General features: G+C 74.3%; 5 protein-coding genes and 1 pseudogene. 5 read left to right on the top strand and 1 reads right to left on the bottom strand.

Features of this window, described 5'->3' with window-relative positions; translation table 11 throughout:
• The 5 genes from E1286_RS46720 to E1286_RS46705 all read left to right on the top strand — a co-directional run.
• Positions 1-482, top strand: a 482-nt coding sequence (locus E1286_RS46720; RefSeq protein ID WP_132623786.1) for an aminotransferase class I/II-fold pyridoxal phosphate-dependent enzyme, incomplete at its 5' end; no start/stop codon positions are given.
• A 12-nt stretch (positions 483-494) separates the two neighbouring features.
• The gene (locus E1286_RS46715) at positions 495-1,181 is read left to right on the top strand and encodes an alpha/beta hydrolase (RefSeq protein WP_132623784.1); all 687 of its coding nucleotides are present in this window, start codon (positions 495-497) and stop codon (positions 1,179-1,181) included.
• 45 nt (positions 1,182-1,226) lie between these two features.
• Positions 1,227-2,015, top strand: coding sequence for an ABC transporter ATP-binding protein (locus tag E1286_RS46710; protein ID WP_223190959.1), 789 nt, complete (start codon positions 1,227-1,229; stop codon positions 2,013-2,015).
• Positions 1,994-2,116: a hypothetical protein gene (locus E1286_RS51635; RefSeq protein ID WP_281282867.1), complete on the top strand. Its 123-nt coding sequence runs from the start codon at positions 1,994-1,996 to the stop codon at positions 2,114-2,116. The genes E1286_RS46710 and E1286_RS51635 overlap by 22 nt, the downstream gene beginning before the upstream one ends.
• Before the next feature lie 169 nt (positions 2,117-2,285).
• Complete coding sequence (locus tag E1286_RS46705) at positions 2,286-3,002, top strand: ABC transporter permease (RefSeq protein ID WP_132623782.1); 717 nt, start codon at positions 2,286-2,288, stop codon at positions 3,000-3,002.
• Between the two features lie 21 nt (positions 3,003-3,023).
• Here E1286_RS46705 and E1286_RS52305 read toward each other — a convergent pair.
• A pseudogene (locus tag E1286_RS52305) lies at positions 3,024-3,125 on the bottom strand (IS982 family transposase); the annotation flags it as partial.

Raw genomic sequence — 3,125 nt, 5'->3', positions numbered from 1 at the left:
TGCGGGTGGGCTGGATCCGCGCGCCGGCGCCGCTGGTGTCGCGGCTGGCCCGCCTGCGCGCCGTCCACGACCTCGGGGGCGAGGTCTTCAGCCAGCTCGCCGCCGTCGCGCTGCTGCGCCGTCTCGGCGACGTACGCGCCGCGCAGGTGCGCACGCTGCGCGCCCGGCACGACCACCTGTGCGCCGAGCTGCGGGCGCGGCTGCCGTCCTGGACGTTCGAGCCCGCGCTCGGCGGCCAGACCGTCTGGGTGCGGCTCCCGCGCGGCGACGCCGACTCCTTCGCCCAGGTGGCGCTCCGGCACGGCGTCGCGGTGCCGCCGGGCCGCTCGTTCGATCCGGCGGGCGGGCACGCCGACCGCCTGCGGCTGCACTTCCTGTTCCCGCGCGAGGAGCTTTCGCGAGCGGTGAACAACCTGGCCGTGGCCTGGAGGTCCTACCGCGCAGACGGCCGCACGGTCTCCCGTCACCCCTTGGTCGTCTGACAGGGTGGACGCATGCGATCCACCTTCCTCCTCGTGCACAGCCCTTCCGTCGGCCCCTCGACGTGGGCTCCCGTGGCGCGGTCGCTGGAGCGCCGGGGGCACGCCGCCGTGGTGCCCGACCTGACCGGCGTGTCGATGGGCGGGGCGCCGTACTGGCCGAGGGTGGTCGACGCGGTACGCGCCGCCGCCCCCGAGACCCCCGTCGTGCTCGCCGCCCACAGCAACGCCGGATTCTTCGTCCCCGTGATCAAGGAGGCGCTGGGCGAGCGGGTGGTGGCCTGCGTGTTCGCCGACGCCCACATCCCGCCCCGCCAGGGTCTGGTCAGGACGGCCGAGGAGGCGTTCCTGCCGTTCCTGCACGACCTGGCCGGCCCCGACGGCGTGCTGCCGCGCTGGACCGACTGGTGGGACGAGGAGGACGTGGTGGCCATGCTGCCCGACCCCGCCGAACGCGTGCGGGTGGCGGCCGAGCAGCCGCGCCTGCCTCTCGACTACTACACGCAGGCCATCCCCGTGCCCGCCGGCTGGGACGACGTCAGGTGCTCGTGCCTGTGGTACGGCCGGCCGTACGACAAGGTCGCCGAGGAGGCCGCCCGCCGCGGCTGGCCGGTGACCCGGCTGCCCGGCCGGCACCTGCACCAGCTGGTGAGCCCCGACGAGGTCGCGGCCGCGCTGCTCAAGCTCTCCCGCACATCGTGAATTTCTCACTGTCGCCCGCGATCGCGCGCCGCGACAGTGGGAGGCATGACAGCGATCGAAGTGACCGGGCTCCGCAAGAGTCACCGGGGTTTCCCCGCGGTGCGGGACGTGTCGTTCGAGGTGGCCGAAGGTGAGATCCTCGCGCTGCTCGGCAGGAACGGCGCGGGCAAGACGACCACGGTCGAGGTCCTGGCCGGGTTCCAGCGGGCCGACGTGGGCACGGTGCGGGTGCTCGGCCTCGACCCCTACGTCGACCGGGCGGCCATGCGGGCGCGCACGGGCGTCATGCTGCAGGAGGCCGGGTTCTTCCCCGACCTGACGGTGGCCCGGACGGTGGACGTCTGGCGCGACTTCACCGCCACGCCCCGTCCGCGCGACGAGGCCCTCGACCTGGCCGGGCTGACGTCCAAGGCGGCCACCCGCGTCCGTCAGCTGTCCGGCGGGGAGAAGCGCCGCCTCGACCTGGCGCTCGCCCTGCTGGGCCGCCCCGACGTGCTCTTCCTGGACGAGCCCACCACCGGCCTGGACCCCGAGGCGCGCGCCCACACCTGGGAGGTCGTCCGCGACCTGGCCCGGCAGGGCACCACGGTCCTGCTGACCACGCACTACCTGGAGGAGGCGCAGCGGCTGGCGTCCGCGATGGCGATCCTGGACGAGGGCCGGATCGTGGCCTCGGGCGGGATGGCCGAGACGCTGGCGGCGCGCCGGGGGCGGGTGGCCTTCCGGCTGCCCGCGCACGTGAGCGCCGCGGAGCTGCCGCTGCCGGTCACGGTCGAGGACGGCACGCGGTCTGCCGCGTCGCCGACCCAGACGTGGCCGCGCAGACCCTGCTGACCTGGGCCGCCGGCCTGGGCCTGCGCCTGGAGGGCCTGGAGGTCCGCGCCGCCACCCTCGAGGACCTGTTCCTGGAGCTCCGCCCCGAACCCACCCCGTGAACGAGGACTCCCACCGGCGGACCACCCCACGGACGGGCACCCGCCGGAAACACTTCATGAGCGGCTTCCCGGAGCCCCACCGGCAGGCCGACCGATTCCCCGAGCCCGATGCGCCCCGCCGCGCTGACGAACATCCCGTCGACGCCGACCGACCCTCGTGGAGGACACCGTGAGTCTGACCGCCGCCTACCGTCTGGGGACCCGACTGTTCTGGCGGGACACGCCCATGCTGATCGGCACGGTGATCACACCGGTCGTGCTGTCCGTCGGCCTGCCCGCGCTCATGCGGCACCTCTCGCCCGGCGGCGCAGCCCTGGCCACGGTGGTCTTCCAAGGCTCGATCGCGCTGCTTCTGGCGCTCACCGCGCTCATGAACACCACGATGACCCTGGCCGTCCGCCGCGACCAGCTCGTGCTCAAACGTCTGCGCTGCACCCGCCTGACGGACGCCCAGATCCTCCTCGGCCAGATCGCCGGCACGGCCACGCAGACCTTCGCCCTGATCGTGCTGTGCACGGTGGCCGTGCGGTTCGCCGCCGACGTCCCGCTGCCCGCGAACCCGCTCGCGTTCGCCGCCGTCACGGCCGCCGGCTCGGCCGTGCTGACGCTGCTCGGCGCGGCGTACACGGCCGCGGTCCCGCGCGCTGAGCTGACGCCCGTCTTCACCATGCCCGTCTTCCTGCTGGCCTGGTTCGCGTCGGGGGCGATACCGATCCCGCTGCCCTCGTGGCTGGAGACCGTCCTGGGCCTGCTGCCGACCACGGCCGTGGTGGACGCCGTCAGGACCGGCGACGTGGTGCTGCCCCTCCCGGTCCTGGCCGCCTGGACGGCCGCCGGGCTGGCCGCGATCCGGCTGTGGTTCCGCTGGGAACCCCGCCGGTCCTAGACGAGTAAGTCCTAAATCGGGTCAGTGGTCGTAGGCGATCAGTGATCGGGTGATGGCCCCGCCGGTGGCGCGGTTGTGCCAGATGGCGGCGGTCAGCGCCAGGATGCGCTGGGCGATGCGGGC

The sequence above is a fragment of the Nonomuraea terrae genome, from assembly GCF_004348995.1.
Lineage (GTDB): Bacteria > Actinomycetota > Actinomycetes > Streptosporangiales > Streptosporangiaceae > Nonomuraea > Nonomuraea terrae.
The sequence above is the reverse complement of the archived record's forward strand: the minus strand, read 5'-3'. Positions and strand labels throughout refer to the sequence as shown.